Source organism: Actinoallomurus sp. NBC_01490 (assembly GCF_036227085.1).
GTDB lineage: Bacteria > Actinomycetota > Actinomycetes > Streptosporangiales > Streptosporangiaceae > Actinoallomurus > Actinoallomurus oryzae.
The window spans coordinates 3,063,830-3,089,456 of sequence record NZ_CP109433.1 but is presented as its reverse complement, the minus strand read 5'-3'; the positions used below and the strand labels follow the sequence as shown (position 1 = coordinate 3,089,456).

The following is a 25,627-nucleotide window of genomic DNA, read 5'->3' as shown; positions in this document are numbered from 1 at the left end:
AACCCTGAGCCTTGCATCGCGGACGGTCACGGACGAGTAGCCTTGTCTCGATTACAGATCCACCTGCGAGCGCGGAAGAGGGCGATCTCCGCCGTGTCGACTCAGTCGTCGCGATCCTCCGCCGACCAGACCACTCCAGACTTCGGTCCCAACGAGTGGCTGGTCGACGAGCTTTATCAGAAGTACCTCGAAGACCCCAACTCGGTTGACCGAGCCTGGTGGAACTTCTTCGCCGACTACCAGCCGGACCGCCCGGCCAAGGCCGCTGACGGCGCGGCCGCCTCTCCTCCGACACCCGCTCCCACGACGCCCTCCGCTCCGACCGCGCCCGTACCCAAGCAGAAGCCCGCCGCCGCTCCCGCCGCCAGGCCCGAGCAGAAGCCGGCCGCGGAGGCACCCGAGAAGCCGGCCAAGAAGGCCGCCCCGGCGCCCCAGGTCCCCGGCGGAGCCGAGGAGGTGCGCCTGCGCGGCGTCGCCGCCCGCACCGTCACCAACATGGAGGCCAGCCTGGCCGTGCCGACCGCGACCAGCGTGCGCGCGGTGCCCGCCAAGCTGCTGATCGACAACCGCATCGTGGTCAACAACCACCTCAAGCGCGGGCGGGGCGGCAAGGTCTCCTTCACGCACCTGATCGGGTACGCCCTGGTCAGGGCGTTGCAGGTGATGCCGGAGATGAACGCCTCCTACGCCGAGGTGGACGGCAAGCCCACGCTGATCCGCCCCGAGCACGTCAACTTCGGCCTGGCGATCGACCTGAAGAAGGACGACGGCCAGCGGCAGCTCGTCGTGCCCAACATCAAGAACGCCGAGACCCTCGACTTCCGCCAGTTCTGGGCGGCGTACGAAGAGGTCGTGCGCAAGGCGCGCAACAACAAGCTGACGATCGACGACTACGCCGGCACCACGATCAGCCTGACCAACCCCGGCACGATCGGCACGGTGCACTCGGTGCCCCGCCTCATGCCCGGCCAGGGCACGATCATCGGCGTGGGCGCGATGGAGTACCCCGCCGAGTACGCCGGCACGTCCGAGGAGGCGCTCGCCCGCCTCGGCATCAGCAAGGTCATGACGCTGACCTCGACGTACGACCACCGCATCATCCAGGGCGCCCAGTCGGGTGACTTCCTGCGCGTCGTCCACCAGCTCCTGCTCGGCGAGGACGACTTCTACGACGAGATCTTCGAAGCGCTGCGCATCCCGTACGAGCCGGTCCGCTGGGTCCAGGACATCAGCGCGACCCACGAGGACGACGTCGCCAAGGTCGCCCGGGTGCACGAGCTGATCCACGCCTACCGCGTGCGCGGCCACCTCATGGCCGACACCGACCCGCTGGAGTACACCCAGCGCCGCCACCCCGACCTCGACGTCCTCAAGCACGGCCTCACCCTGTGGGACCTGGAGCGCGAGTTCGCCACCGGCGGCTTCGGCGGCAAGCCGACCATGAAGCTGCGCGACATCCTCGGCGTGCTGCGCAACTCCTACTGCCGCACGGTCGGCATCGAGTACATGCACATCCAGGAGCCCGACGAGCGGGCCTGGATCCAGTCGCGCGTCGAGGTGCCGCCGGAGAAGCCCGACCGCGAGGAGCAGAAGCACATCCTCGGCCGGCTCAACACGGCCGAGGCGTTCGAGACGTTCCTGCAGACCAAGTTCGTCGGCCAGAAGCGCTTCTCCCTCGAGGGCGGCGAGTCACTCATCCCGCTGCTCGACTCGGTGATCACCGCGGCCGCGCAGGAGCACCTCGACGAGGTCGTCATCGGCATGGCCCACCGCGGCCGCCTCAACGTCCTGGCCAACATCGTCGGCAAGTCCTACGGCCAGATCTTCGGTGAGTTCGAGGGCAACCTCGACCCGCGGAGCGCCCAGGGCTCCGGCGACGTGAAGTACCACCTCGGCGCCGACGGCGACTTCGTGGCCCGCGACGGCTCGAAGATCCGCACCTCGCTCGTGGCCAACCCGAGCCACCTGGAGACCGTCGACCCGATCGCCGAGGGCGTCGTCCGCGCCAAGCAGGACGTCCTCGACCTCGGCGAGGGCGAGTTCACGGTGATGCCGATCCTCATCCACGGCGACGCGGCCTTCGCCGGCCAGGGCGTCGTGGCCGAGACGCTGAACCTCTCCCAGCTCCGCGGCTACCGCACCGGCGGCACCGTGCACATCGTCGTGAACAACCAGGTCGGCTTCACCACCGCCCCGGAGTACTCCCGGTCCAGCGTGTACGCCACCGACGTGGCGCGCATGATCCAGGCGCCGATCTTCCACGTGAACGGCGACGACCCCGAGCAGTGCGCGCGGGTCGCCCGGCTGGCGTTCGAATACCGCCAGGCGTTCAACAAGGACGTCGTCATCGACCTGATCTGCTACCGGCGGCGCGGCCACAACGAGTCCGACAACCCGTCGTTCACCCAGCCGCTGATGTACGACCTGATCGACGCCAAGCGCTCGGTCCGCAAGCTGTACACCGAGGCGCTCATCGGGCGCGGCGACATCAGCGTCGAGGAGGCCGAGCAGGCGCTCCGCGACTACCAGGAGCAGCTGGAGCGGGCCTTCTCGGAGACGCGCGAGGCCACCAACCAGCCGCCGCAGGACAGCTTCACCAAGCCCGACACCGAACGCATCCCGGTCGACCACAAGGGCGTTCCCACGGCCATCTCGGACGAGACGGTCAAGCGGATCATCGACACGCAGCTCAACCTGCCCGAGGGCTTCACCCCGCATCCGCGGGTGCAGCCGCTGCTGCAGAAGCGCGCGCAGATGATCGAGGACAACGCGATCGACTGGGCGACCGGTGAGATGTTCGCGTTCGGCTCGCTGCTGATCGACGGCCGCCCGGTGCGCGTCGTCGGCCAGGACACCCGCCGCGGCACGTTCGGCCAGCGCCACGCGGTGCTGTTCGACCGCAAGACCGGCGAGGAGTACACCCCGCTCAAGCAGTTCGGGCAGGGCACGTCGAAGTTCTACGTGCACGACTCCCTGCTGAGCGAGTACGCCGCGATGGGCTTCGAGTACGGCTACTCGATGACCCGCCCCGACGCCCTGGTGTGCTGGGAGGCCCAGTTCGGCGACTTCGCCAACGGCGCCCAGTCGGTCGTGGACGAGTACATCTCCTCGGGTGAGCAGAAGTGGGGCCAGCACTCCTCGGTCGTGCTGCTGCTGCCGCACGGGTACGAGGGCCAGGGCCCGGACCACTCCTCTGCCCGCATCGAGCGCTACCTCCAGCTGTGCGCGCAGGACAACATGACGGTGGCGCAGCCGAGCACGCCCGCCAACTACTTCCACCTGCTGCGCTGGCAGGCGCTGTCGCCGCGGGAGAAGCCGCTGATCGTCTTCACGCCGAAGCAGCTGCTGCGGCTCAAGGCGGCGACGTCGGCGACGTCGGAGTTCACCTCCGGCTCGTTCCGGCCGGTGATCGGTGAGAAGGCGGAGCTCGGCACGGTGCGCCGCGTCCTGCTCACCACCGGGCGCCTCTACTACGACCTGCTCGGCGCGCGGGACAAGGCCGGTGACACCTCGACCGCGATCGTCCGGGTCGAGCGGCTCTACCCGCTGCCGGTCGACGAGATCAAGGCGGAGCTGGCGAAGTACCCGGCCGACGCGGAGCTGATCTGGGTCCAGGACGAGCCGGCCAACATGGGCGCCTGGCCGTTCATGTCGCTGAAGCTGCCCGCACACCTGGAGGGCCGCGAGCTCAAGCGGGTGTCCCGCCGCGCCAGCTCCTCGCCCGCCGTCGGGTCGGCCAAGATGCACGCCGCCGAGCAGCAGGGCCTGCTCGCCGCCCTGTTCGGCGAACGCTGAGAGATCGGGCCGCCCGGAGCCCTCGCCCGTCGCGAGCGGAATGAGGGTTTCCGTGCGGTCTCCGGCCTGACCCAAGGTCCTCGCCGCGGCCCCGCACCCGACCGGTGCGGGGCCGCGGCGCATACCGCTGCTACCTTGGGCGCCGTCCAGACCACCACCTGACGATTGCGAACGTGGACGCATGTACTTCACCGATCGAGGTATCGAGGAACTCGCCGAACGCCGTGGTGAGGAAGAGGTCTCGCTCGCGTGGATGGCCGACCGGCTCCGGGAGTTCGTCGACCTGAACCCCGAGTTCGAGACGCCGGTCGAGCGCCTCGCGACCTGGCTGGCCCGCCTCGCCGACGAAGACGACGACTGACCGCTGTCCAATGCGTAGCGCAGCGGAGCATTGGACAGCGATCAGTCCCGGCCTTTGGTTCTTCCCTGGAGATACTGACTGCTGTCCAATGCGTAGCGCAGCGGAGCATTGGACAGCGATCAGTCCCGGCCTTTGGTTCTTCCCTGGAGATACTGACTGCTGTCCAATGCGTAGCGCAGCGGAGCATTGGACAGCGATCAGTCCCGGCTTTTGGTTCTTCCGTGGAGATACTGATCGGCATCGGAGCGCAGCGGAGCATCGATGGCGGCTCAGTCCCGGTTTCTTGTGCTTCCCCGAGGCCCTGATCGGCATCCGGCCGCCCTCGGGCGCCGAACGCGATACATCTTGAACTTTCCGAAAACGCGACATATCTTGTTTCCATAGCGTTCCGACGGAAGGGAAGAGGCTCATGGCACGCTGGACGGTCGAGGAGCCGACGAAGATCGACTTCGACGGAGTGGTCGCCCTCAAGGCGAACATCGTGGCGGGCACCGTCTCCGTGCTGCCGACCAGCGACCGCCCCGCCCTGCACGTGAGCGAGGTCTCCGGCCACCCGCTCGAGGTCGCGCACGAGGCGGGCATGCTGAGCATCAGCCAGAAGCAGAGCGGGATCGAGGGCGTCTTCCGCTGGCTCCAGAACACTCGCGGGCACACCGCGATCACCATCACGGTGCCGGCGGACTGCCCGGTCACCCTCAACCTGGTCACCGCGAACGCCGTCATCAACGGCATGTCGGGGCGCGTGTCGGTCAAGACCGCCTCGGGCGACGTGACACTCGACGGCGTGACCGGCTCGATCGACGCCAACACCGCGACCGGCGCGGTCGAGGCGCACGGCGTCGACGGTTCGATGACCTTCAACTCCATGTCCGGCGACCTGGCCCTCGCCCGCGGCACGGTCGACCGGCTGAGCGCCCACTCCGTGAGCGGGCGGATCACCACCGACGTCGACCTCCGCGACGGCGCCGGCGTGCAGCTCCGGACCGTGTCCGGCGAGGTGACCATGCGCCTGCCGGCGTCCACCTCCGCCAAGGTCTCGCTGCTGTCCATGAGCGGCCGGATCGACGCGGCGTTCGACGGTCTCAGCCGGCAGGATCCCCCGGTCGGCAAGAGCGTCAGCGGTACGCTCGGCGGCGGAGCGGCCTCCCTCAACATCAACTCGGTCTCCGGCGCGATCACCCTGTTGAGCCGTCCCGATCCCGATGCACTGAAGCGAGAAGGAGCACACGACCGATGAGTCCGGTGTTCGGCCATGGCCGGCTGAGGCTGTACCTGCTGAAGCTGCTCGAAGAGAGCCCGCGGCACGGCTATGAGGTCATCCGGCTGCTCCAGGACCGCTTCCTCGGCGTCTACTCTCCCTCGCCCGGCACCATCTACCCCAGGCTCGCCCGGCTGGAGGAGGAAGGGCTCGTCACCCACGAGGTCGTCAAGGGCAAGAAGGTCTACCGGCTGACCGACGCGGGCCGCGCCGAACTCGAACGGCGCATGGACGAGCTCGCCGAGCTGGAAGAGGAGCTGACCGAGTCGGTCCGCGACATCGCCCGCGAGGTGCAGGAGGACGTCCGCGACACCGTACGCTCGCTGCGCGAGGAGCTGACCCAGGCCGCGCGCGAGATGCGCAAGCAGGGCCCGGCCGGCGCGACGCAGAACCTCAAGGCCACCACGCAGCGGCAGAAGGACGAGTGGCAGCGCCAGAAGGAGCAGTGGAAGCACCACAAGCGTGCGCTGAAGGAGGAGTGGCGGCACACCTGGGAGGACGCCTGGGCCACCGCCACCGGCACCCCGGACGACGCGGCCCGCGTCAAGCTGGATCGCACGCTCCGCCGCTTCGTCGAGGACGTCCGCGCCGCGGCGCGCGAGGGTATTAGCGACGACCAGCTCGCCCGGACGCGCGAGTTGCTCGCCGAGACCTCCGAACGGCTCAGCACCGAGATCTTCCCTCCGCAGCAGTAGGGTCCGTACTCGTTCTTGGGACGGTTCCGGCGCGGTGGCGGCGTGACCGCATGCACCGAACGCACGGCAGGGCATCGCACCGGAACGCCCGGCGGCTTTCGGTCGTCGGAATCAGCATTGCCGCCCGGAACGGAGAGGCCGAGTTGTGCCTTCGGCCACATATCGTGATGTCACATACGCGAGCTGTCAGCAGTTGCGACAATGCGGGTGATCTTGCGGTGCCTCCGCGTCAGGCGTGCACCCGCCACCCACCCGCTGTGTTGAGAGGCCTTCGCCCGTGATGTCACCCGAGCCGCAGCGTTCGGAAGACGGCCCTGACGGCCGTCGGCAGTCCCCCTCGTCGTCGCCCTCGCCGGGATATGAGGCGACGCAGGCCTGGAGCCCGGAGTCGGCGGGGCAGCCACCCGCCGTCCCTCAGGGCGCGGCTCCCCCGCCGGGCCACGGCCCGCAGCAGCCCGGCCGGCACGGCCCCGGCGCACAACCGCAGAGCCCATGGGGGCCTCCGCAGAGCCCGTACGGACCGGCTGGGCAGGGACCGGCACCATACGGACCCGCTGGGCAGGGACCGTACGGACCGGCCGGGCAGGGACCGTACGGACCCGCTGGGCCGATACCGGGTCAGCCGCCGCCGGGCGGCCCCGGCCCCCAGGGGAAGAAGGGCGGGGCCGGGCGGCTCATCGCCGTCGCCATCGGCGTCGTCGTCGTGGTGGTCATCGGAGTCGCCGGATACGCGGTCTTCGGCAGGTCCTCCAGCGACGGCGGAACGACCGCGTCGGGCGGGCCGCTCAAGGGCAAGGTGCTCTGGCAAAGCCAGGATCTGCCGCAGAACACCCTCGGCCCCAGCTTCATCGGAGGCTGGCACACCGCCGACATGACCGTCACCGTCGCACCCGGGGGGCTCGTCGCGTACGACGCCCGTACCGGACAACGACGCTGGCAGATGTCGCCCCCGCCGCTCCCCGGCGGCGGAGGTCGGTCGCTGATCTGCGGCCTGAGCACGGAGACCGCGGGCAACGTCGGCGTGATCGGATTCGGCGCCGACGGCGGCGGCACGGTCACCAAGTGCGAAGGGTTCGCGCTGGTCGACCTGGCCACCGGCCGGGCACGCGGGCAGGGCACGCTCCAGTCCGGCACGAGCAGCGGGTCCAACACCATCACCGCCGAGGTCATCGGCGGCACCGCTGTGATCGAGTACGGCGGCGGCCTCACCGGCTACGACCTGTCCGGACACCAGCGCTGGCGGCTCGACCCGAAGGCCGCCGGCAGTGACGACTGTTTCGTCAACGACCTGCTGGGGGGCGCGAACACCGCGATGGTGCTCTTCGACTGCCTCAGCTCGAACGACACCGTCACGGTGGCGAAGGTGTCGCCCGACAACGGAACCGTCACCAAGAAGGCCCCGGTCACCCTCCCCTCGGGCATCGACAACGCCACCTTCCGGCTGCTGTCCACCCAACCGGTCGTGCTGGACGGCGGCTCCAGCGACAACGGTGCGTTCGTCTCCCTCGACGACGCGTTCCGCGTGAAGGCGACCATCCCGCAGAAGGGCGCCTGGGGCTCGCTGGACATGACCAGCTATTCGGGGCTCGCCAGCCACATGCTCATCCACGCGGCCGTCTCCTCCGACACGCTCGTGGTCGGCACCGAGGAGACGAGGGTCAACAGCCTGCGCGACACGAACAAGATCGTTGCCTTCGACCTCGCGACCGGCCGGCAGCGCTGGGCGACCTCGCTGGGCCCGAAGGTGACGGGTGTCCCGGTGGCGTTCGCGGGCGGGGCGGTCATCGCGATGAGCAACGGGACGTACGAGCATCCGCCGCAGGTGTTCAAGCTCGGCGGCGCCGACGGCAAGGCGACCGCGATGGGTCCCGCGTATTCCAGGGACCTCATCGCGAGGCCCAGGGCGAGCCGCCTGTACTGGGATGGCTCGCACCTGTTCGGCATCTCGATAACGACCGTGCCGAGCCAGCACACCCCGAGCGTGTTCGCCCTGGGCTAGGGCGCCGTAGGGCGCCGTTCCGGTCACGTGTCGCAAGTGGCCGGAACGGCGCGCGTCCGGCAGGAGGCCGTCAGGGCGTGAAGACGATCTTTCCGAAGAGGTCGCCCTCGGCCATCGCGGCGAAGCCCTCGCGGGCCTCGGACAGCGGCAGCACGCGGTCGATCTTCGGGCGTACGCCGGTGACGTCGAGGAAGCGCGCGAGCCGTACGAGCTGGTCGCGGGTGCCCATGGTCGAGCCCACCACCGAGAGCTGCAGGAAGAACACGCGGTTGAGCTCGGCCGGGGGCACCTGGCCGCTGGTCGCGCCGGAGACGACGATGCGGCCGCCGGGGCGCAGCGACTTCAGCGAGTGGCTCCACGTGGCCTCGCCGACCGTCTCGATGACCGCGTCCACGCGCTCGGGCAGCCGGGCGCCGGTCTCGAACGCCTGGTCCGCGCCGAGCTGGAGCGCCCGCTCGCGCTTGTCGCCGCTGCGGCTCGTGGCCCACACGCGGTAGCCGGCCGCCGAACCCAGCGCGATCGCGGCCGTCGCGACGCCGCCGCCCGCGCCCTGCACGAGAATGGTCGATCCGGGCTCCAGCCCCGCCTTGCCGAACAGCATGCGGTACGCGGTCAGCCACGCGGTGGGCAGGCAGGCCGCCTCTTCGAACGACAGGGAGGCGGGCTTGGGCACGAGGTTGCGCCGGGGAACGGCGACCTTCTCGGCGAACGTCCCGTCGTAGGTCTCCGACAGCAGCGACCGTTTCGGGTCGAGCGTCTCATCTCCCCCGCCGCGCTCCGGATCGCCGATCACCGAGTGGACGATCACCTCGTTGCCGTCCTCGTCGACCCCGGCCGCGTCGCAGCCGAGAATGATCGGCAACCGGTCCTCGCGTATCCCGACGCCGCGGAGTGTCCAGACGTCGTGGTGGTTGAGCGCGGTGGCCTTGACGGTCACGGTCGTCCAGCCCTCGGGCACCGTGGGCTCGGGGCGCTCCCCGAGCTCCAGACCGTTCAGCGGATTGTCGGCATCGATGCGTGCTGCGGTGACGGCGAACATGATCCGCACTGTAGTTCACGACTTCCCGGCCGCCGCGCCCTACCCAAGGGGGTGTCGGTACCGCAACCCACGGAACCTCGCAAGCCCCGGTCGGCGGTGACGAACTCGCATCCGTGCTCCATCGAAACACGGTCCGTACTCTCGAATCGGGAGTACGGACCGTGTCCACTGTCGAACGGCTACAGGCGGGCGACGCCCTCCGCACGGGCCTGGTCGGCGACCGCCTTGGTCACCGCGGGGGCCACGCGCTCGTCGAACGGGCTCGGGATGATGAAGTCCTCCGCCAGCTCGTCGCCGACCACGTCGGCCAGGGCGGTGGCGGCCGCCAGCTTCATGCCCTCGGTGATCGAGTGGGCCCGTACGTCGAGGGCGCCGCGGAACACGCCCGGGAAGGCCAGCACGTTGTTGATCTGGTTCGGGAAGTCGCTCCGCCCGGTGGCGACGACACGCGCGTGGCGGCGGGCGACCTCCGGGTGGATCTCCGGGTCGGGGTTGGACAGGGCGAACACGATGGCGTCGTCGGCCATCGCGTCCACGCAGTCCTCGCGGATGGTGCCGCCGGAAAGCCCGATGAAGACGTCGGCGCCGACCAGGGCGTCTTCGGTGGAGCCCTTGAGCTGCGCGCGGTTGGTGTCGCCGGCGAGCTTCTGCTTGATCGGGTTGAGGCCGTCGCGGCCGTCGTAGATGAGCCCCTTGCTGTCGGAGACGGCGATGTCGCCGATGCCGGCCTCCAGCAGGATCCGGGTGACGGCGACGCCGGAGGCGCCGGCTCCGGCCACGACGGCGCGCATCGACGACAGCGGCTTGCCGGTCAGGCGGGAGGCGTTGCGCAGCGCGGCGAGCGCCACGATCGCGGTGCCGTGCTGGTCGTCGTGGAAGACCGGGATGTCGAGCGCGGCCCGCAGGCGGTCCTCGATCTCGAAGCAGCGCGGCGCGCTGATGTCCTCCAGGTTGATGCCGCCGAAGCTGGGCGCGAGCCGGATCACCGTCTCGACGAGGTCGTCGGCGTCGGTGCAGTCGAGGCAGATCGGCACGGAGTCCACCCCGCCGAACTCCTTGAACAGCAGCGACTTGCCCTCCATCACGGGCATGGCCGCGGAGGGGCCGATGTCGCCCAGGCCGAGTACGGCGGTGCCGTCGGTGACGACGGCCACGACTTTGGAGACCCAGGTGTAGTCGTGCACGAGGTCGGGTTCGTCGGCGATCGCCGTACAGACGCGGGCGACGCCGGGCGTGTAGGCGAGTGAGAGATCGTCCCGGTCGCGGACCGGAACGGTCGAGCGCACCTCGAGCTTGCCTCCTCGGTGCAGCGCGAAGGCCGGATCGGCGTCGTAGTCGCGCTCGGGTTGATCAGGCTTGGGTTGGTCAGGCTTAGGTTGATCGGGCTTGGCAGCCACAGCGACCCCTGCTATTTCGTGACAAATACGGGCAGACATCCTTGTCATCCCTGGGTCAACGGGCGGCGCGGACGTCTCTCGGTGTACGGGGGTCACCCGTTCACCGATTGAACCACATCACCCGGCGAACCCCAGGCGGGGGACCGTACCACCCCAGAACACGGCGGCGCGCCGTGCCATTGGGACCCGTCCGTAAAGGGTTTATGCCATTGTTGGTCCCGCTTAGAGCGTGCCCGTCACACATGCCACCTAAGCCCCTTACCTGTACGCCGCCAACCTCCGCCCCCAGGAGAACGCTCTGTTTGCCCGGCCCATCGTCCGCCGCGTGGCCGCGGCGGCCTTCATCGCCCTGCTCGGAATCCCCGCGATCGCCGCCTGCCGGAACACCTCGACCGGCGCCCTCGGCAGAATCCAGCGGGCGGGAAGGATCCTCATCGCCACGGACGCCCTTTATCCGCCGAACGAGTTCAAGCGCGGTGACCAGATCGTGGGGTTCGACGTCGATCTCGGCAACGCCCTCGCCCGCAAGCTCGGCGTGCGGGCGGAGTTCCAGGACGTGCGGTTCGACACCATCCTGCAGGCCCTCGACGAGGGCAAGTACGACATCAGCCTCTCCTCCTTCACCGACACGCGCGAGCGCGAGAGCAGGTTCGACTTCGTCACCTACTTCTCGGCGGGCACGATGCTCCTGGTCCCCGAGGGCAACCCGCGGCGTCTGCGGCCCGACGGCCTGTCCCTGTGCGGCAAGAAGATCGCGGTGGAGAAGGGCACCACCCAGGAAGAGGAGCTCTCCCGCAAGGACGCGACCCGGCCCGGCACCGGCGCCCGGATCGACGCCTGCCGCAGCGCCGGCCGGCCGGCCCCGATCCGGCTGTCCTACGACGACCAGGTGGCCGCCAATGAGGCCCTCGCGAAGGGCCGGGCCGACGCCTCTCTCACCGACTCGCCTGCGGCGGTCTACGGGGCGAAGGAGTCGGGCGGCCGGCTCCAGTGCGCCGGCTCCCCGTACCGGACCGCCCTGTACGGCGTCGCGGTGCCCAAGCGCTCGAGCGACCTGCGCGACGCGATCTTCAAGGCGATGAAGACGCTGATGTCCGACGGCACCTACCGGCGGCTGACCACGCAGTGGGGCCTGACCTCGGGCGCGGTGCCCGATACACGGATCAACGCCGCAGAGTAGCCGTTGCGTGATTGTTTCAAGCCAGTAATCCCACTTGAGGCGGGGTTACGCCAAGATGTCCCCCATCGATCTGGCCATCATGGGACATCTTCCCCCCACTGAAGGAGGACGCCGTGCACACCGGTCCTCTGCGCAGCCGCGGCACCGCGTTGGGCATCACAGTCATCGCAGGCGCCCTCGCGCTGTCCGCGTGTAACGCCAAGACCACCACGCCGGGCAAGAAGAGCGCGCTCGACACGATCAAGAAGAACGGCAAGATCGTCATCGCCACGGACGCGTCGTACGCGCCCAACGAGTTCAAGCAGAACGGGCAGATCGTCGGCTTCGACATCGACCTGGGCGGCGCGATCGCCAAGAAGCTCGGCGTCCAGGCGGAGTTCCAGGACGTCAAGTTCGACAACATCCTCCCGGCGCTGCAGAGCAAGAAGTACGACATCAGCCTGTCGTCCTTCACCGACAACAAGCAGCGGGAGCAGAGCTTCGACTTCGTGACCTACTTCACCGCGGGCACCGGGCTGATGGTGAAGGCGGGCAACCCGCTGAAGCTCTCGCCGGACGACCTGTCGCTGTGCGGCAAGAAGATCGCGGTGGAGAAGGGCACCACGCAGGAGGACGAGCTGACGCCCAAGTCGAGCGCCAAGCCCGACGCCGGCGCCCGCGTGGACAAGTGCAAGCAGGGCGGCAAGCCGGCTCCGGTGAAGGTCTCCCTCGACGACCAGAACGCCGCGAACCTGGCGCTCGGCAACGGACGCGCCGACGCGGTGCTGGCCGACTCCCCCGTCGCGGCCTACGCGGCCAAGGAGTCGAACGGCAAGTTCGTCATCGCGGGCAAGGCCTACGACACCGCGCCGTACGGCATCGCGATCCCCAAGAACGAGAACGAACTGCGGGACGCGATCCAGAAGGCGGTCAAGGACCTGATCACCGATGGCACGTACAAGCAGTTGACCGACAAGTGGGGTATCTCCGACGGTGGCATCACCGACCCCAAGGTCAACGGCGCCGCCTCCTGAGGACACCGTGACTGACATCGACACCACGGAACCGGTACGGCCTGAGACGATCAAGGCCGTGCCGGTCCGGCATCCGGGCAGGTGGGTCAGCGCGGTGATCGTGCTGGTACTCGCCGCGATGCTCGTCCACATGCTGTTCACCAACCCGAATCTGGACTGGTCGACGTTCGGGAAGTACTTCTTCGACGGCGGCATCGTCAAGGGCCTGGTGGCGACACTCGAGCTGACCGTGATCGCGATGGCCATCGGCATCGTCGGTGGCGTGATCCTCGCGCTGATGCGGCTGTCGGCCAACCCGATGCTGTCCTCGGCGGCGTGGCTGTACATCTGGTTCTTCCGCGGCACGCCGGTGCTGGTCCAGCTGATCTTCTGGTTCAACATCAAGGCCCTGTTCGGCGACATCTCGCTGGGCATCCCGTTCGGGCCGATGTTCATCACCTGGGACGTCAACAGCCTGGTCACCACGTTCGTCGCGGCGATCCTGGGCCTCGGCCTGAACGAGGCGGCGTACATGTCGGAGATCGTCCGGGCCGGCATCCTGTCCGTCGACGAGGGCCAGACCGAGGCCGCGCAGGCCCTCGGCATGCGGCGGCTGAAGGTGATGCGGCGGATCGTGCTGCCCCAGGCGATGCGCGTGATCATCCCGCCGACCGGCAACGAGACCATCTCGATGCTGAAGACCACGTCGCTGGCCTCGACAGTGGCCTTCACCGAGCTGCTGAAGGCCGGCGAGGACATCTTCAACGCCAACTACCGGACCATTCCCCTGCTGATCGTGGTGAGCGTCTGGTACATCATCGTGACCTCGGTGCTGTCGGTCGGTCAGTACTACCTGGAGCGGTACTTCGGCCGGGGCTCCTCCCGCGAGCTGCCCCCGACCCCGCTGCAGCGGCTGCGGCGCAACCTCACGACGTTCCACGTCACACCCCCGCGGGTGCCGGAGAGGGGGACCTCATGACCGAGCCACAGGACAGCTCCGGCTCCGGCTCCGGCTCCGGCTCCGGCTCCGGCTCCGGGCCGATGGTCCGGGCGGAGGGCGTGCACAAGTTCTTCGGGCGGCTGCACGTGTTGCGCGGTATCGATCTGGAGGTCGAGCCCGGGGAGGTCATGTGCGTCATCGGCCCCTCGGGTTCGGGCAAGTCGACCTTCCTGCGCTGCATCAACCACCTGGAGAAGATCGACTCCGGCCGGCTCTGGGTGGACGGCGACCTCGTGGGCTACCGCCAGCGCGGCGAGAAACTGCACGAGATGCGCGAGAGGGAGGTCGCGGCGCAACGGCGGGACATCGGCATGGTGTTCCAGCGCTTCAACCTGTTCCCGCACATGACCGCGCTGGAGAACATCATGGAGGCGCCGGTCCAGGTCAGGGGCGAGCCGAAGGCCGCCGTACGCGAGCGGGCGATGGACCTGCTCGACCGCGTCGGCCTGTCGGACAAGGTCGCCAGCTATCCCTCGCAGCTGTCCGGCGGGCAGCAGCAGCGGGTCGCGATCGCGCGGGCGCTGGCCATGGAGCCGAAGCTGATGCTGTTCGACGAGCCGACGAGCGCCCTCGACCCCGAACTGGTCGGGGACGTGCTCGACGTCATGCGGCAACTGGCCGTGGACGGCATGACGATGGTCGTGGTGACCCACGAGATGGGCTTCGCCCGCGAGGTCGGCGACTCTCTCGTGTTCATGGACGCCGGCGCGATCGTCGAGCAGGGCCGCCCCCGCGACGTGCTGACCGATCCCCAGCACCAGCGCACACAGGACTTCCTGTCCAAGGTCCTCTGAGAGGGTGGCGGCGGAGTCATCCACAACCCGCCGCCACCACCTCCCAGCGGCGAGACGTCCGCTGGACAATGGAATTGGGGTGGCCCCCCGGGCCGGGCGGGGACCATACCGGGCGGGGACCATACCGGGCGGGGACCATACCGGGCGGGGACCATACCGGGCGGGCGGCGTCTGATGCGGCCGAGCGAAAGACGCGCAATATCGAGGGGCAAATACGCCCTTACCCGGCAAGTCGGGCTTCCTCTCGGGGGCGGCGTGGAGTGTAATAGCCGGACAGCACCACAGCCTCTGCCTCGTGGTAGGAGCGGCCCGTGGACCTCGCGTCGTACGCCGACCTGGCGGTCCGGCTGGTGAACACCGAGACGCCCGAAGGTGACCGCCTGGGCGATCTCGACGCGCTCCGGGAGCTGCTCACGGCCGGCCCGCACCTGTCCGGCCGGGTCGGCAAGCCCGACCTCGAGGCGATGGTGCAGCTGCGGGCGGACCTCCGCGCGATCTTCGAGTCGGTGAACGCGGGCGACGAGGACACCGCGGCCGAGGGCCTCAACTCCCTGCTGCTCCAGCACCCGGTGCATCCCCAGGTCTCCGCGCACGACGGCCAGCGCTGGCATCTGCACATCACCGAGGGCGGTTCGGTGCCCGACCGATACGCCGCCGGGGCGGCGATGGGCCTGGCGGTCTACATCTCCGCCGAGGGGCTCGACCGGCTCGCGATCTGCCAGGCGACGCCGTGCCGCAACGTCTTCATCGACACGTCGTCGAACCGGTCCCGCCGCTACTGCTCCGACGAGTGCGCCGGGCGCGCCGAGTCCGGCGTGCGCGCGCTCTCTCAGGGCGGGCCGAGCCGCAGCGACGGCCTCGGCCAGTAGCGCAGCAGGACCCGCCCGACGATCAGCCCGTCGGGTACCGCGCCGAAGTCCCAGCTGTCCTGACGCCCCGCCGCGCGCTGGTTGTCGCTCTCGAGCCACCAGCCGCCCGCCTCGCGCCGTACGGCCCGCTTGACGATCAGCAGATCCCGGCGGGGATGGCGCGCGACAACGACGCTGCCAGGGACGATGCGCGCGCCGGAGCGTACGAGCAGCCAGTCTCCGGGACGCAGCGCGGGCAGCATCGACTCGCCCGTCACTTCGACCGCTCGCATGATGATGAACCTCTCCGCTCGGGGGTAGGGGGCCAGGAGTAGTGTCTTCAATCGCAGCACGCTCTACGAGAGACAACGGAAGGACACGCAGGTGCTTGCACGATTTCTGCGCCCCAAGACCACGGTGTCCGCACACTGTGACCTGCCCTGCGGCATCTACGACCCGGCTCAGGCCCGGATCGAGGCCGAGTCGGTCAAGGCGATCGTCGAGAAGTACGAGTCCAACGAGGACCCGGTCTTCCGCGCTCGCGCGCTGATCATCAAGGAGCAGCGCTCCGAGCTGGTCAAGCACCACCTCTGGGTCCTGTGGACCGACTACTTCAAGCCTCCGCACTTCGAGAAGTACCCGCAGCTCCACCAGCTGTTCAACGAGGCCACCAAGCTGGCCGGCGCGTCCGGCACCAAGGGCGGCGTCGACAAGGCGAAGGCGGACGAGCTCCTCGCGAAGATCGATGAGATCAGCAAGATCTTCTGGGAGACCAAGAACGCCTGAGAACCCCCGTTCGTAGCGAACCGGGTACACGGTTCCCGAGCGATCTTCGAGTTCGCCCACGGCGAGGACCGCCCGCGGGTCATCCGCGGGCACGGTCCTCGCCGTGTCCGTTTCAAGCTTGGTAACTGGAAGAATCCGCCGGTCAGCGCGCGTTTCCGCTCATAAGGGCAGGACTCCAGCGACCCGCCGGCAGACTCCCGCCGCGCAGTGGAAAGATCCCTTGGGGATATGAAGGCGCGCCGGACGCGCGAGTAGGTACGCGCAGGCGGTAGTTTCAAGGAAGCGGGAAGCCCCAACTAGGGAGTGACGTGACCGAGGAAACCGCAGCCATGCCGGCCAGTCTTTCTGATGTCCGCGATGTGGTGACAGTGCGGCTGCCGGCTGACAGCGCCTATCTGTCCGTGCTGCGCACAGCGACGGCCGGGCTGGCGGCGCGTCTCGACTTCAACCTTGACGAGATCGAGGACCTGCGCATCGCGATCGACGAGGCGTGCGCGATGCTCCTCGCTCAGGCGGTTCCCGGCACCGACCTGACGTGTGAGTTCGAGCTGACCGACGATGCGATGAGCATCGGGGTGTCGGTGCTCACCGTCGACGGCCGGCAGCCGAGCCGTGACACGTTCGCGTGGACCGTCCTGAGCTCGCTCGCCGGCGATGTCGACGCGGAGGTCGGCGCCGACGACCGGGTGACGATCGTCCTGCAGAAACGGCGCGGGCAGACGACGTGACCAGAGTCCAAGCGGCACAGCACCGCCCGTTCGGCCGTGAGTCCGAGCCGCGAGGCGAGGTGCTTCCGTGACCGAGAAGACGACCGTGGCGGGCAACGAACACAGCGTGCCGGACCGCGCGCGGGCACGCACGCTGTTCGAACGCCTCTCCACGCTTCCCGATGGCGACCCGGAGCGCCAGCGCATCCGCGACGAGCTGGTCGAGCTGCACCTTCCGCTCGTCGAATACCTCGCGCGCCGGTTCCGCAACCGCGGCGAGTGGCTCGACGACCTGATCCAGGTGGCGACGATCGGGCTGATCAAGTCCATCGACCGCTTCGATCTCGAACGCGGGGTGGAGTTCTCCACGTACGCGACGCCGACGATCGTCGGTGAGATCAAGCGTCACTTCCGCGACAAGGGATGGGCGGTCCGCGTCCCCCGGCGGCTCCAGGAGCTCAAGCTGTCGCTGACCAAGGCGATAAGCGACCTCGCCCAGCGCGAGGGCCGCGCGCCGACCGTCAGCGAGCTGGCCGAGCACCTGCAGATGAGCGAGGAAGAGGTGCTGGAGGGGCTGGAGTCGGCCAACGCCTACTCCACGGTCTCCCTGGACGCCCCCGACTCGGGCGACGAGGACGCGCCGGCGGTCGCCGACTCGCTCGGCATCGTCGACGACGCCCTTGAGGGCGTCGAATACCGCGAGTCGCTCAAGCCGCTGCTGGAAAAGCTGCCCGCACGCGAGAAGCGCATCCTGCTGCTGCGGTTCTTCGGCAACATGACGCAGTCGCAGATCGCGGCCGAGCTGGGCATCTCGCAGATGCACGTGTCCCGGCTGCTGGCCCGCACCCTCGCCCAGCTGCGGGACGGCCTCACCGCCGACGACTGAGACAAGACGACTGAGAGAAACTGCCCGGGAGCCCTCCACGAGGGTCCCGGGCAGTTTCTTGTCACGCCTGGCAGAGGTCGCTCACTCCTGGTCGAGGGCCCCGTGCCCCGCTCGGTCCGGGCCGGGGGTCGCTAGTCCTCGTCGAGGGCCCGCGTGGTCGGCGGGCTCAGCAGCGCCGCACTGGCGGCGACGGCCACCACGATGAAGACGCCGCCGATGATCTGCCGGCTGCTCTGGATCATCGAGATCCCGGCGATCACCGCGAAGATCTGGGTGAGCAGGGCGGGCGCGCGCCCCCAGCGCCGGACCTGCCACAGCCCGCGGCCGACCGCGACGAGGCCGACGCCGGCCGCGATCGCCATGACGGCGAGGACGATCGCGCTGGCCAGGTCGTTCGGGCTGCCGACGATCGCCTCGATCCCGACGTACAGGCCGACGGCCGCCACGGCGACCCCCTCGACGGCCTCGATGGCCGCCGCCGTGCTCAGAGTGATGGGACGTGTGGACACAGCCCCGAACACTATCCGGATCAACGGCGTCCGGTGACCGAGGGTGGCGATCGGCGCAACTCGCGTGGAAGCTACCCTTTTGCACGTGCGTGCACTTCTCATCGCCAATCCCAAGGCGACGACCACGTCCCGGCGGGCCCGTGACGTGCTGATGCGCGCGTTCGCCGGTGAGGTACGCCTCGAGCTCGCCGAGACCCAGCGGCGCGGTCACGCCACCGAACTCGCCGCGCAGGCGGCCGGTGAAGGGTACGACGTGGTGATCGCGCTCGGCGGCGACGGCACGGTGAACGAGGCGGTCAACGGCCTGCTCTCCGACGGCCCCGCCCCGGACGGGCCCGCCCTCGCGATCGTGCCGACCGGCAGCGCGAACGTGTTCGCCCGCGCGCTCGGCATGCAGAACAACCCGCTCGACGCCGCGGGCCAGGTGCTGGAGGCGCTGCGCGCCGGCCGCAGCCGTACGGTCGGGCTCGGTCAGGCCGGCAGCCGCTACTTCACCTTCTGCGCGGGCCTGGGGCTGGACGCCGAGGTGGTGCACGCGGTCGAGAAGCTGCGCGACTCCGGGTCACGCGCCTACTCCACGCTCTACGCGCGCACCGCGCTGCGCCAGTACTTCGTGCTGACGGACCGCCGCCGGCCGGCGCTCACGCTGGAGGCGCCGTCCAAGCCGCCGCTCGGCCACATCTTCATCGGGATCGTCTCCAACACCGCGCCCTGGACGTACGCCGGACGGTGGCCGATCGACCCGAACCCGCGGGCGAGCTTCGCCACCGGGCTGGACCTGTTCGCGCTGCGCAGGTTCGACCTGCTGTCGACGCTGGGGGTCCTGGCCCAGATCGTGCCGCCGTTCAACCGGCTCCCCCGTGGCGGTCACATCCTCGGACTGCATGATCTTTCCGAGTTCACGCTGCGGTCCCGGCGGCCCATCGCGTTCCAGGTCGACGGCGACTATCTGGGGCAGCGGGAGTTTGTAACGTTCCGCTCTGTACCGAAGGCTGTGCGTGTTGTGATCTGAGGTGACCTGTCTGATGTGTGTTTCGATCGTGTGACACATCCGACAGCCATACTTTGAGAAAACTTTCTCAAAGGCCTTGCGCCCCTCCGGACGCCCTGCGAATCTCTAAAGAGGCGCGAGACATGGGAGAACACCTCGAGCGCGCCACGACAACTTCCCCGGGCCATGCCACCGCACCCGGTTGTTCGTTACATCGTGAAACCGTTCACAAGTGGAGTCATGGCTTCACGCTCGATTGAAGGAGTGGACCGCATGGACTGGCGCCACCGCGCTGCCTGCCGTGACGAGGACCCTGAGCTGTTCTTCCCGATCGGCAACACCGGCCCCGCACTCGTGCAGATCGAAGAAGCCAAGCAGGTGTGCCGCCGCTGCCCCGTCACCGAGTCGTGCCTGCAGTGGGCCCTCAACTCCGGCCAGGACGCCGGCGTGTGGGGAGCGATGAGTGAGGACGAACGCCGCGCGCTGAAGCGCCGCCGCGCCCGCGCCCGTGCGCGCGCCCACGCCTGAGCCTCGCCCCAAGACACGTTCCACCTGCCGTCGATCCCCCCGGCACCGCGCCTCCGACGTGGACTCGCGGTCTGCCGACCCAAGCGCCCGTGGCCCGACCACGGGCGCTGCGCTTTTCCGCCCCGGCCCGGACGAGCCCTTCGGCCCCGGCACGGATGAGCGCTTCCGGCCCGGCACGGACGGGTCGTTCCGTCCCGCCGCGGATGGGCTCTCAGGCCCCGGCACAAGCGGGCCTTCCCGGCGCGAACGGCCGGCGGCCTGGGACCGGCGCCGGGCGCATGTGCCCACGGCGTGCGCTTTCCGGCCGATGACGATCGATGCCTCCCAAACCCGTCGTCTTCCCGAAGGTAACTTGCCCCGCGGTCGTCCTCTCACGCCTCAGAAATCGCCCTGATCCGTCGCGCCGCGGGGCGGCGGATCCGGGGCAGTCTCTCACCACCCGTCCGCGGGGTCCGGGGCGGCCTCCCCCTCAACCCGTCCGCGGCGTCTGCGCGAGCGGGATGTCGAGGGCCACCTCCGTGCCGCCCCCATCGCGTCGGCGCAGCTCCAGGACTCCGCCCAGCTCCCCCACGATCAGCGTCCGGACGATCTGCAGCCCCAGGCTCGCCGCCGACTCGACGTCGAAGCCGTCCGGCAGGCCCTTCCCGTTGTCGGCCACCACCACGCCCAGGCGCTCGCCGCTGCGGGTCACCAGGACCTCCAGCAGGCCGGAGTTGTCGGTCAGCCCGTGTTCGAGGGCGTTCTGCAGGAGCTCGGTCAGGACCATGGCGAGCGGCGTCGCGATCGCCGCCGGCAGGACGCCGAAGCCGCCGACCCGCTTCGGCCTTACCCGGGTCTCCGGCGAGGACACCTCACCCGCCATCGCCATCACCCGGTCGGCGATGTCGTCGAAGTCGATCAGCTCCTCCGGCGTGTGCGACAGCGTCTCGTGCACGATCGCGATGGAGCCGACGCGGCGTACCGCCTCCTCCAGGGCGTCCCTGCCCTCCGGCACCTGGAGCCGCCGGGCCTGCAGGCGCAGCAGCGCGGCGACCGTCTGCAGGTTGTTCTTCACCCGGTGGTGGATCTCGCGGATCGTCGCGTCCTTGGTCATCAGCTCCCGGTCGCGCCACCGCAGCTCGGTGACGTCGCGCAGCAGCACGAGCGCGCCCGTACGGTGACCGTCGACGATCAGCGGGATGGCGCGGAGCTGGACGATCGCGCCGTTCGCCTCCACCTCGGTCTCCCGGGCCGCGCGGCCCCCCGCCACCAGGGCCAGGGAGTCGTCGACCGGCGCGGTGCCGAGGCGGGCGGTCGTCTCCGCCAGGTTCGTGCCCGCCACGTCGGTGGCCAGCCCCAGCCGCCGGTACGCCGACTGGGCGTTCGGGCTGGCGTACAGGACCCGTCCCTGACGGTCGATGCGCAGCAGCCCGTCGCCCACGCGTGGCGAGCGGGCGAGGTTGGGCTCCTGCTCCGGAAACGGGAACCGCCCATCGTTGATCATTTTGGCCAGGTCGCTGGCGCTCTGCAGATAGGTCAGCTCGAGACGGCTCGGCGTACGGGCGGAGCTGAGGTTCGTGCTGCGCTGGATGACGCCGAGGATTCGCTCGCCCCGGCGTACGGGGATGGACTCCTCGCGCACGGGGACGCCGCTCCCCCACTCGGGGTCGCCTTCGCGGCAGATGCGGCCCTCGCGGTAGGCGATGTCGACCAGCGTGCGTTCGCCGCGGCCGGTCACCATGCCGACGAGGTCCTCGGGGTAGGCCGTCGGACCGGTCGTCGGGCGGATCTGGGCCACCGCCACCCAGCTTCCGTCCTCGCCGCGCTCGGCCGTCAGCGGCAGCCAGAGGACGAGGTCGGCGAAGGACAGGTCGGCGAGCAACTGCCAGTCCGACACCAGCGAGTGGATCCACTCCATGTCATCGGCGCCGAGGTCGGTGTGCTTTTTGATCAGGTCGCTCAACGTGGGCACGTCTGCATCATCGCAGGTCGTCCTGGCATGATTCGGCGGGTGGATCCTCTCGAGCGGCTGACGGCCGCGACGCGGGAGCGCACGGCCGCCGGCCTGCGCCGTACGCTGCGACCCCGTACGCCCGCCCCGGTCCTGCTCGACCTGGCCTCCAACGACTATCTCGGGCTCTCCCGCGACCCACGGCTGGCCGAGGGTGCGATCGAGGCCGTCCGCATCTGGGGCACCGGATCGACCGGCTCACGGCTGGTCACGGGCACCACCGAGCTGCACGCGGCGCTCGAGGCGCGGCTCGCCGGGTTCGTCGGGGCGCCGTCCGCGCTCGTGTTCTCCTCCGGCTACCTCGCCAACCTCGCCGCGGTCACCGCGCTGCGGCCGGGCCTGATCGTCTCCGACCGGGGCAACCACGCCTCGCTGATCGACGGCTGCCGCCTCGCCCGGTGCCCGGTCGTGGTCACGCCGCACGGCGACGTCGCCGCCGTGGACGCCGCCCTCGACGGGGCGCGCGACGCCGTCGTGGTGACCGACGCGGTCTTCTCCGTGGACGGCGACCTCGCCCCGCTCCGCGAGCTGCACGCGGTCGTACGCCACCACGGCGCGCTGCTGGTGGTCGACGAGGCGCACGCGCTCGGGGTGGTCGGCCCGGGAGGGCGGGGCGCGACGTACACGGCGGGGCTCGCGGGCGAGCCGGACGTGATCGTCACGGTCACCCTGTCCAAGTCGCTGGGCTCGCAGGGCGGCGCCGTGCTCGGCGCGCCCGAGGTGATCGAGACGCTCGTCGACACGGCGCGTTCGTTCGTCTTCGACACCGGGCTCGCCCCGGCGTCGGCGGGCGCGGCCGCCGCGGCCCTCGGCGTGCTCGCCGCCGAACCGGAACTGGCCGCCCGCGCCCGCGACCGCGCCCACCGCCTCGCCGCCGCGGCGGACGCGCTCGGCCTGGAGACGGCCACGCCCGCCGCGGCGGTCGTCCCGGTCGTCCTCGGCGACCCCGACCGCGCCGTACGCGCCGCGGAGATCTGCGCCGAACACGGCGTGAAAGTGGGCTGTTTCCGCCCGCCGTCGGTGCCGCGAGGGCGGGCGTGCCTGCGCCTGACCGGCCGTGCGACCCTGGAGGAGGCAGAACTCACAAAGGTCACCGGAGCTCTGACTGGTGTCAGAGAGCTGATCGGCCCGTACTCTGCTCGTAACGCCGACCCGACGCGGCGGTGAACATGAGGAGAGCATGTGACGGCTGAGCGGGCACCAGAGCTGGGGGTGGAACCTCGCGTTCCCAAGTACTACCGGTTGAAGAAGCACCTGGTCGAGCTGACCGAGGCACTCGCACCCGGTAGTCCGCTGCCGCCTGAGCGGAGCCTGGCGGAAAAGTACGGCACGTCGCGCACGACGGTCCGGCAGGCACTGGCGGAGCTGGTGATCGAGGGGCGCCTGCAGCGCATCCAGGGCAAGGGCACGTTCGTCGCCAAACCCAAGGTCGCCCAGGAGCTGCAGCTCGTCAGCTACACCGAGGACATGCGCCACCACGGCCTGAACCCGGAGACGCGCATCCTCGACATCGGCTACGTGACCGCCGACGAACGCTTCGCGCGCCTCCTCGGCATCCGCCCCGGCGGCCGCGCCCTGCGCATCCACCGCCTCCGTCTGGCCGACGGCGAGCCGATGTCGATCGACACGTCACTGCTCCCGGCGCGCCGCTTCCCGGGCCTGCGCAAGGAACTCCCCCGCCACGACTCGCTGTACGAGACGCTGGCCACGGCGTACGACGTGCACCTGGCCGAGGCGGAGGAGACCATCGAGACCGTCCTGGCGACCCCGGACGACGCGAGCCTGCTGAGCGTCGACGTCGGGCTGCCCCTTCTCCTGCTCTCCCGCCACGCCTTCGACACGGCCGGCGAACCGGTCGAGTGGGCCCAGTCCCTGTACCGCGGCGACCGCTACAAGTTCATCACCCGCCTCCGCCGCCGGCACGAGACCCCCTGACACCTCCCCTGCCGATCGCGCCGATCTGGATACGCTGCGATGGTGGTGGAGGTCACGTCGCCGTCCAACGCCGCCGACGACGTCCTGGGACGGGTGACGGGTCGATACGGACGGCCCGGTACATGACTCGCTAGAGTCCTGCAGGTGAGTGTGCTCGTCGTCACCGGGACCGACACCGGGGTGGGAAAGACCGTGACCACGGCCGCGGTCGCGGCGCTCGCACGGGCGCGCGGATGGTCCGTGGCGGTCGTCAAGCCGGCGCAGACCGGCGTGCGGCCCGGGATGCCCGGCGACCTGGACGAGGTACGCCGGCTGGCCGGCATCACCGACCTGCACGAGTTCGCGCGGTACGCCGCGGCTCTCGCCCCGGCCGCCGCCGCGCGGCTCGCCGGGCTGCCGCCACCGGATCTGGCGAGCTGCGTGGAGCGGATCAAGGCGCTCGACCGCGACCTGGTGATCGTCGAAGGGGCGGGCGGGCTGCTCGTACGGTACGACGACGACGGCGCCACGCTCGCCGACCTGGCGCACTCCCTCGGGGCCGCCGTGCTCGTCACCGTACGGCCGGGGCTGGGCACGCTCAACCACACGGCGCTGACGCTGGAGGCCATGGCCGGGCGCGGGATCGACCTGGCCGGCATCGTGATCGGGGCCTGGCCGCGCCGCCCCCTGCTGGACGACCTGTGCAACGTGCGTGACCTGGAGACCGTCGCGGCGCGCCCGCTGTCCGGCGTGCTGCCCGAGCGGGCCGGGCGCCTCGACGGACCGGAGTTCCTGCTCGCCGCCCGGGCCGGCCTCGCGCCGCAGCTCGGCGGAGTGTTCGACCCGGCGGTGTTCCGAGAGGACTGCCGTGCCCGTGCGCAGACGTACGGGGAACTGACCCCACGAGAGGAAGAATCGTGAGCGAGATCGCTCCGACGTCTCAGAACGACATCCTCGCGGTCGCGCGCACGCAGGTGCTGGAGCGGGGTGAGGGGCTCGGTGAACGACAGATCCACGAGTGCCTGACGCTGCCCGACGACCGGCTGGAGGACCTGCTCGCGCTCGCGCACGAGGTGCGCATGAAGTGGTGCGGCCCGGAGGTCGAGGTCGAGGGCATCATCTCGGTCAAGACCGGCGGCTGCCCGGAGGACTGCCACTTCTGCTCCCAGTCGGGCCAGTTCACCTCCCCCGTACGCGCGGCGTGGCTCGACATCCCCTCGCTCGTACGGGCCGCCAAGGAGACCGCCGCGACGGGCGCCACCGAGTTCTGCATCGTCGCCGCCGTACGCGGGCCGGACGAACGGCTGATGGGCCAGGTGCGCGAGGGCGTCGAGGCGATCAACAAGGAGGTGGACATCAACATCGCGTGCTCGCTCGGCATGCTCACCCAGGAGCAGGTCGACGAGCTGGCCGCGATGGGCGTGCACCGCTACAACCACAACCTCGAGGCACCGAAGTCCCACTTCGCCAAGGTCGTGACCACCCACACGTGGGAGGAGCGCTGGCGGACCTGTGAAATGGTGCGCGCGGCCGGCATGGAGCTGTGCTGCGGCGGCATCGTCGGCATGGGCGAGACGGTCGAGCAGCGGGCCGAGTTCGCCGCGCAGCTCGGCGAGCTGGAGCCCGACGAGGTGCCGCTCAACTTCCTCAATCCGCGCCCCGGCACGCCGTTCGCCGACTACCCGCTGGTCGAGGGCGCCGAGGCGCTGAAGACCATCGCGGCCTTCCGGCTGGCGCTGCCGCGCACGATCCTGCGGTACGCGGGCGGGCGCGAGCTGACACTCGGCGACCTGGGCACCAGGTCGGGCATGCTCGGCGGCATCAACGCGATCATCGTCGGTAATTACCTCACCACCCTGGGTCGTCCGACCGGCAGTGACCTGGAGATGCTGGACGAGTTGAAAATGCCGATCAAGGCACTGTCACAAACGCTCTAGAACCGTCCGGCGCCCACTACC

The 25,627-nt window shown here is 69.9% G+C and carries 24 protein-coding genes; 19 read left to right on the top strand and 5 right to left on the bottom strand.

What is annotated here, in order from left to right; all coding sequences use genetic code 11:
- Positions 1–93 precede the first annotated feature (93 nt).
- From OG417_RS14850 to OG417_RS14830, 5 genes are all read left to right on the top strand, one after another.
- Positions 94–3,795, top strand: coding sequence for a multifunctional oxoglutarate decarboxylase/oxoglutarate dehydrogenase thiamine pyrophosphate-binding subunit/dihydrolipoyllysine-residue succinyltransferase subunit (locus OG417_RS14850; protein ID WP_329255742.1), 3,702 nt, complete (start codon positions 94–96; stop codon positions 3,793–3,795).
- A 181-nt stretch (positions 3,796–3,976) separates the two neighbouring features.
- The gene (locus tag OG417_RS14845) at positions 3,977–4,156 is read left to right on the top strand and encodes a DUF6104 family protein (protein WP_329255740.1); all 180 of its coding nucleotides are present in this window, start codon (positions 3,977–3,979) and stop codon (positions 4,154–4,156) included.
- A 409-nt stretch (positions 4,157–4,565) separates the two neighbouring features.
- Positions 4,566–5,393, top strand: a complete 828-nt coding sequence (locus OG417_RS14840; protein WP_329255738.1) for a DUF4097 family beta strand repeat-containing protein — start codon at positions 4,566–4,568, stop codon at positions 5,391–5,393.
- On the top strand, positions 5,390–6,109 hold the full coding sequence (locus OG417_RS14835; RefSeq protein WP_329255736.1) for a PadR family transcriptional regulator: 720 nt from the start codon (positions 5,390–5,392) through the stop codon (positions 6,107–6,109). The genes OG417_RS14840 and OG417_RS14835 overlap by 4 nt, the downstream gene beginning before the upstream one ends.
- 703 nt (positions 6,110–6,812) lie before the next feature.
- The gene (locus tag OG417_RS14830; RefSeq protein WP_329255734.1) at positions 6,813–8,108 is read left to right on the top strand and encodes an outer membrane protein assembly factor BamB family protein; all 1,296 of its coding nucleotides are present in this window, start codon (positions 6,813–6,815) and stop codon (positions 8,106–8,108) included.
- 70 nt (positions 8,109–8,178) lie between these two features.
- Here the strand turns inward: OG417_RS14830 and OG417_RS14825 are convergent, their stop codons facing one another.
- Together OG417_RS14825 and OG417_RS14820 are read right to left on the bottom strand one after the other, a co-directional pair.
- Positions 8,179–9,147 (bottom strand): zinc-binding dehydrogenase, encoded by a 969-nt coding sequence (locus tag OG417_RS14825; protein WP_329255732.1) that lies wholly within the window; start codon positions 9,145–9,147, stop codon positions 8,179–8,181.
- Between the two features lie 179 nt (positions 9,148–9,326).
- Entirely contained in the window at positions 9,327–10,544 is a 1,218-nt protein-coding gene (locus OG417_RS14820; RefSeq protein WP_442875687.1) for an NAD(P)-dependent malic enzyme, read from the bottom strand.
- Between the two features lie 325 nt (positions 10,545–10,869).
- On the opposite strand from OG417_RS14820, the gene OG417_RS14815 reads away from it, so the two are divergent.
- The 5 genes from OG417_RS14815 to OG417_RS14795 all read left to right on the top strand — a co-directional run bounded on the left by OG417_RS14815 (position 10,870) and on the right by OG417_RS14795 (position 15,379).
- Positions 10,870–11,724: an ABC transporter substrate-binding protein gene (locus OG417_RS14815; RefSeq protein WP_329255730.1), complete on the top strand. Its 855-nt coding sequence runs from the start codon at positions 10,870–10,872 to the stop codon at positions 11,722–11,724.
- Between the two features lie 113 nt (positions 11,725–11,837).
- Positions 11,838–12,737 carry an ABC transporter substrate-binding protein gene (locus tag OG417_RS14810; RefSeq protein ID WP_329255728.1) on the top strand — a complete coding sequence of 300 codons (900 nt, stop codon included), beginning with the start codon at positions 11,838–11,840 and terminating at the stop codon, positions 12,735–12,737.
- A gap of 7 nt (positions 12,738–12,744) precedes the next feature.
- Complete coding sequence (locus OG417_RS14805) at positions 12,745–13,695, top strand: amino acid ABC transporter permease (RefSeq protein WP_329255726.1); 951 nt, start codon at positions 12,745–12,747, stop codon at positions 13,693–13,695.
- Between the two features lie 62 nt (positions 13,696–13,757).
- Positions 13,758–14,510, top strand: coding sequence for an amino acid ABC transporter ATP-binding protein (locus tag OG417_RS14800; RefSeq protein ID WP_329262295.1), 753 nt, complete (start codon positions 13,758–13,760; stop codon positions 14,508–14,510).
- Between the two features lie 311 nt (positions 14,511–14,821).
- On the top strand, positions 14,822–15,379 hold the full coding sequence (locus OG417_RS14795) for a CGNR zinc finger domain-containing protein (RefSeq protein ID WP_329255724.1): 558 nt from the start codon (positions 14,822–14,824) through the stop codon (positions 15,377–15,379).
- On the opposite strand, the gene sodX is transcribed toward OG417_RS14795, so the two are convergent.
- Positions 15,340–15,651, bottom strand: a complete 312-nt coding sequence (gene sodX / locus OG417_RS14790; RefSeq protein WP_329255722.1) for a nickel-type superoxide dismutase maturation protease — start codon at positions 15,649–15,651, stop codon at positions 15,340–15,342. The two genes, OG417_RS14795 and sodX, sit on opposite strands and share 40 nt — an antisense overlap.
- A gap of 91 nt (positions 15,652–15,742) precedes the next feature.
- Between sodX and sodN the strand changes: the two genes are divergently transcribed.
- The 3 genes from sodN to OG417_RS14775 all read left to right on the top strand — a co-directional run bounded on the left by sodN (position 15,743) and on the right by OG417_RS14775 (position 17,737).
- On the top strand, positions 15,743–16,144 hold the full coding sequence (gene sodN, locus OG417_RS14785; RefSeq protein WP_329255720.1) for a superoxide dismutase, Ni: 402 nt from the start codon (positions 15,743–15,745) through the stop codon (positions 16,142–16,144).
- Between the two features lie 308 nt (positions 16,145–16,452).
- Positions 16,453–16,872: an anti-sigma factor gene (locus OG417_RS14780; protein ID WP_285618314.1), complete on the top strand. Its 420-nt coding sequence runs from the start codon at positions 16,453–16,455 to the stop codon at positions 16,870–16,872.
- A 106-nt stretch (positions 16,873–16,978) separates the two neighbouring features.
- On the top strand, positions 16,979–17,737 hold the full coding sequence (locus tag OG417_RS14775; protein WP_329262292.1) for an RNA polymerase sigma factor SigF: 759 nt from the start codon (positions 16,979–16,981) through the stop codon (positions 17,735–17,737).
- 131 nt (positions 17,738–17,868) lie between these two features.
- Here the strand turns inward: OG417_RS14775 and OG417_RS14770 are convergent, their stop codons facing one another.
- The gene (locus OG417_RS14770; RefSeq protein WP_329255718.1) at positions 17,869–18,246 is read right to left on the bottom strand and encodes a hypothetical protein; all 378 of its coding nucleotides are present in this window, start codon (positions 18,244–18,246) and stop codon (positions 17,869–17,871) included.
- 85 nt (positions 18,247–18,331) lie between these two features.
- On the opposite strand from OG417_RS14770, the gene OG417_RS14765 reads away from it, so the two are divergent.
- Both OG417_RS14765 and OG417_RS14760 read left to right on the top strand, forming a co-directional pair.
- Entirely contained in the window at positions 18,332–19,258 is a 927-nt protein-coding gene (locus OG417_RS14765) for a diacylglycerol/lipid kinase family protein (protein WP_329255716.1), read from the top strand.
- Between the two features lie 252 nt (positions 19,259–19,510).
- On the top strand, positions 19,511–19,765 hold the full coding sequence (locus tag OG417_RS14760) for a WhiB family transcriptional regulator (protein WP_285570288.1): 255 nt from the start codon (positions 19,511–19,513) through the stop codon (positions 19,763–19,765).
- A 469-nt stretch (positions 19,766–20,234) separates the two neighbouring features.
- Here the strand turns inward: OG417_RS14760 and OG417_RS14755 are convergent, their stop codons facing one another.
- Complete coding sequence (locus OG417_RS14755; RefSeq protein WP_329255714.1) at positions 20,235–21,716, bottom strand: sensor histidine kinase; 1,482 nt, start codon at positions 21,714–21,716, stop codon at positions 20,235–20,237.
- Positions 21,717–21,755: 39 nt separating this feature from the next.
- Here OG417_RS14755 and OG417_RS14750 point away from each other — a divergent pair, with 39 nt between their 5' ends.
- The 4 genes from OG417_RS14750 to bioB all read left to right on the top strand — a co-directional run bounded on the left by OG417_RS14750 (position 21,756) and on the right by bioB (position 25,606).
- A complete protein-coding gene (locus tag OG417_RS14750) occupies positions 21,756–22,922 on the top strand; it encodes an 8-amino-7-oxononanoate synthase (RefSeq protein ID WP_329255712.1) in 1,167 nt (388 codons plus the stop codon).
- A 15-nt stretch (positions 22,923–22,937) separates the two neighbouring features.
- On the top strand, positions 22,938–23,690 hold the full coding sequence (locus OG417_RS14745) for a GntR family transcriptional regulator (RefSeq protein WP_329255710.1): 753 nt from the start codon (positions 22,938–22,940) through the stop codon (positions 23,688–23,690).
- A 144-nt stretch (positions 23,691–23,834) separates the two neighbouring features.
- Positions 23,835–24,590 (top strand): dethiobiotin synthase, encoded by a 756-nt coding sequence (gene bioD, locus OG417_RS14740; RefSeq protein ID WP_329255708.1) that lies wholly within the window; start codon positions 23,835–23,837, stop codon positions 24,588–24,590.
- Entirely contained in the window at positions 24,587–25,606 is a 1,020-nt protein-coding gene (gene bioB, locus OG417_RS14735) for a biotin synthase BioB (protein WP_329255706.1), read from the top strand. The genes bioD and bioB overlap by 4 nt, the downstream gene beginning before the upstream one ends.
- Positions 25,607–25,627: the final 21 nt, after the last annotated feature.